3 protein-coding genes are annotated in these 4,096 nt (G+C 35.1%); all 3 read right to left on the reverse strand.

What is annotated here, in order from left to right; genetic code table 11:
- Window positions 1-55: 55 nt before the first annotated feature.
- Window positions 56-652 carry a 3'-5' exonuclease gene (locus V7D82_RS13425; protein ID WP_333601464.1) on the reverse strand — a complete coding sequence of 199 codons (597 nt, stop codon included), beginning with the start codon at window positions 650-652 and terminating at the stop codon, window positions 56-58.
- 1 nt (window position 653) lies between these two features.
- On the reverse strand, window positions 654-2,570 hold the full coding sequence (locus tag V7D82_RS13430) for a DUF294 nucleotidyltransferase-like domain-containing protein (RefSeq protein ID WP_333601465.1): 1,917 nt from the start codon (window positions 2,568-2,570) through the stop codon (window positions 654-656).
- A 244-nt stretch (window positions 2,571-2,814) separates the two neighbouring features.
- On the reverse strand, window positions 2,815-4,096 hold a 1,282-nt coding region (locus tag V7D82_RS13435; RefSeq protein WP_333601466.1), incomplete at its 5' end, for a DEAD/DEAH box helicase.

Consider the following 4,096-nt stretch of genomic DNA (forward strand, 5'->3'; position numbering starts at 1 on the left):
GTTTTGTTTGATTTTGACAGATCTAAAAACCCACTCAATTGAGTGGGTTTTTTAGCTATTTGAATCCTAATCGTGTTTTGAGTTTCAAAAACAATAAGGCAATAGAATAAGCATCTTCAGAAGCGGAGTTCTTTTCGCTTTGCGGAATCTTATATAGTTTGCTCAAATCATCCAGGGAAAAAGATTTATTGGTAATATCCAGCAACTTTTGGTGCATGATTTCAATATCTAAGGCTTCATTTTTTAATTTGCCACATTCCATTTTTTCAAGCACTTCATTAATCATTTCAATATCGAAATGGATTCGGTGACCTACTAAAACGGCATTACCAATATAATCAACAAGCGATTGAATGGCTTGTGGTTCGGCCAGTTTTGATAATTTACTGTCAATCAAAAACTCATTAGACAAACCGTTATCGTGAAGGTATTTGTATTGCAGAATTACCACCTCAAAATTATCACCAATTTTAATAATATCGTTTACCACACCAATGGCTCCAAAAGAAAGGATCACATCTTTTTTTGGATTGAGACCAGTAGTTTCGGTACTTAAAATAACGTATCTGTTGGATTTGGTTTCGAACTTGGCTAAATACAATTTCCAAAACTCCGGATATTCTTTATTGATATTTTTAATCCAATCTAGCATATTATGAGAATTGAGTCAGTCTGAATTTATCTTTTATTAATTCTTCCAGTTCTTTCATTGGCCCTAGGGCGTTTTTGAGCTTTTCTTTGTCGGCTTTAGTCAGCTCTTCTACATTGATAAAATCACCGGTACTGTCGTTTTTGAGCCCTTCCAGTGTTCTGAATTTGGACAAAATCAAAAAAGCATCCGCACAATTCAAATAGATTTCAGAGAATTTAGGATCTACCATCGCCAATTGTTTGAATCGCAAATAGGTATTGTTGATTCCGCGCAAATTCAAACTGATGGCAAAAAGACGGGCGCCGTCGACTAATGGCATGATGGCTCTGTTTTTAATATCAAATTTTCCTTTGTGTTCACCTTCTTCTTCCAAATTGAATTTTTTGAAAAAGTTAAGCGGCGGATTTTTGCGCAAAGCATCATTTCCTAAATAATCAAAGAACAAAGCATTGTTTTTGATGTTTTTAAAAATCAAATCGGTAATGGTATCTTCAATTTTTCCTTCGCCAAAGGCAATCTCATAATCAAAAAAGATACTGCTGATGTCGTTGGATTTTTCACCGGGAGTTTTCATCCAGTTGTTGTACTGTTTAATCCAGTCTGTCAATGATTTACACCAAAGCATATTACTGGCCATGTGACCATTCGGACAGAATTCATAGCCCACTTTTTCTAATATAGTAGTCGTTCTTTTGGCTAATTTTAAAAAGTAATCTTTGACATCGCGGTATTTCTCTACAGCAACGTCTTCAAAAATCAATATGCTGTCCTGATCGGTTAATAAAAGCTGCTCTTTTCTGCCTTGGCTTCCTATGCTTAACCAGGCAAATCGGGCAGGAGGCGAACCTAAATCGAGGATTGCCAGTTCAACAGATCTTTTTACAATAGCCGTAATGATTTCACCGGAAATATTATAGATATGTGGTAATGGAATATTTTTGACGATGGAAGTCTGAATCAAATCGGTTAGTTTTTCACGAACTTGTTTTAATTCTTTCGGCGTGAGTGATCGTTTTATTTCTTTTATCAAAACGCCAGGGTTGTTGGCTTGAGCCACAATTAAGTCGTGTTCCGATATAATTCCTTTCACATCTGATTTATCGGAACCATCGGTAGTTACACACAAATGACTGACATTATATTTCAATAACAAAAGTTGAGCTTCTGCCACTGAAACGTTCTCAGGAACCGTAATAACAGGGGAAGACATGATTTTATCAACCGTATTGGTAATCGGAAATCTTCCGTTGGCTATCTTACTTCTGAAATCAGTATCGGTAACAATCCCAATAGGATAGTTTTGTTCAGTAACTATGGCGCTGTCAATCAAATTCTCTGTCATTAATTGCGCAGTGTCTTTGATTACAGTAGAAGCAGCAATCTTAATCGGGGTTTTGTTGTAAGCCAATGATTGAAAATACTGAATCTCATTAGCCTGATTTTCAGTATAAACATTGTCGGTAATCAGCTTTCCACGGTTTTCTTTGTCAAAAGGATTGCGGGTATTGGTAGCAAAACTTTCTAATAAGAAGTCGAGCACTTGTGGATTCTGTGCCACAAAAGGTTTGAAAACATTAATAGGAATAGCATAAACAATACTGTCTTCGCGGGCTTTGGCCGTCATCATGTAGTTGTTTTTGGCAAAAAACGGACGCAAACCAAAAACATCACCGGCGTAGCACTTGTTTAATAACGTTTCTTCAGCATCGGCAATTACAGAAAGATTGATAACTCCGGAAGCCACTACGTAAAAACTGTCGTGCAATTTATCGTCAATTTGAAACAAGATTTTATGTTTGTCTAAATTAACAACACCAATGCTGGTTGCAACTTGAATTAATTCATCATAACTCAAATAATCAAATGGCGGATAGTCTTTTAAAAAATTGGCAATATTTTCAGCTATTGAATTACTCATGATTTAAGTTTAATATGAATTCAATTTATATTAGGGACAAAAATAAGAAAGCTTTATCCAAGTTAGGGGTAATTGTTAAAAAGATTTGAAAACTAATAACCACAAGGTATAGGTAGGTTTTAAAAAATACTATTTTACATAATATAAATTATAGTGCAATTTTGTTTATATTTTAAAAATTAAATTTAAAATCATAAAAAGCTTATTTATAAGAATATAAACTACCTCTAATAAAGTGATTTATCTAAAGATTAAGCTCTCTGAATTTTTTTCCAATGGCTAAGCTTAACTTAGTTTTATAATCTTCAATTAACCATTCGCGATAATTCTTGCTGGTTTTACCAAGGCATTTTACAAATCGTTTTACGCGACTTTCGATATCATCCGATAATAATTTGGACAGCATTCTGGCGCCATATAAATCCTTTGAATTCTCCACACACATTAAAGCATGTTGCAGTATAGATTTTTCCAGAACTTCTTTAGAGCGCAAATTCAAAGCGGTTATTCTTTTAAATTCTTCTTCAATGTCAATGGTAATATCAGCCGTTTTAGCAAACATTTTTCTGGTTGCCTCAGGCATTACATATTTGAAGTTGTTTTCAATTTCAGCATCATCACGAAGGCTTTCTAAGTAATACTCTGGAGATTTAAAGATATGCTGCCAATCCACAGGATCATTCCACAAACCAAACCGCAAGGCATTGTTTCCTAAATCAATAACCGTAAAATCATCTTTATGCGGCAATTTTCGGGAACCACGACCAATCATCTGGAAATACAATGTCAATGATTTAGTGGCGCGGTTTAGAATAATGCTTTCTACCGTGGGTTCATCAAAACCGGTAGTCAAGATTCCCACCGAAGTCAAAATAGCATCCGGAGTCTTTTTAAACCAATGCAAAATGTCTTTTCGGTCTTCGGCTGTTGTAGTGTTATCTAAGTGTTTAATCGTATAACCAGCTTCTCTAAAGGTTTCATATACATACAACGATGTATTGATTCCATTATTGAAAATCAAAGTTTTCTTGCCCAGTGATTTCTCGGTATAAGCATGCAGTAATTTTTCCTGCATCACCATATTCATATACAAATCATCGGAAGATTTTACCGTATAATCACCGTTAATTCCAACTTTCAAAGAGGTTAAACCAACATCGTAACTGTATGTAGTGGCTTTCGCCAAAAACCCTTTATCTATAAGGGATTGTATAGTATCGCCTACGATTAATTCATCGTAATTCTGATGCATCGGCAACTTAATATTCGAGCTCAAAGGCGTTGCGGTGACCCCAAGAATAAAGGATTTCTTGAATTGGCTGAATAATTTTCGGAACGAATTATAATGGGCTTCATCAATAATTACCAAACCAACATTATCAATCATCAGTTTTTCATCATTCAAACGGTTTTTCAGCGTTTCTACCATCGCCACAAAACAGGAATATTCATCCTGATCGGGCAATTCTTTGATGTTACTGTTGATGATTTTGTTTTTGACGTCAAAGCCTTTCAGCATTTTGGAA

It is taken from the genome of Flavobacterium sp., from assembly GCF_036741995.1.
Lineage (GTDB): Bacteria > Bacteroidota > Bacteroidia > Flavobacteriales > Flavobacteriaceae > Flavobacterium.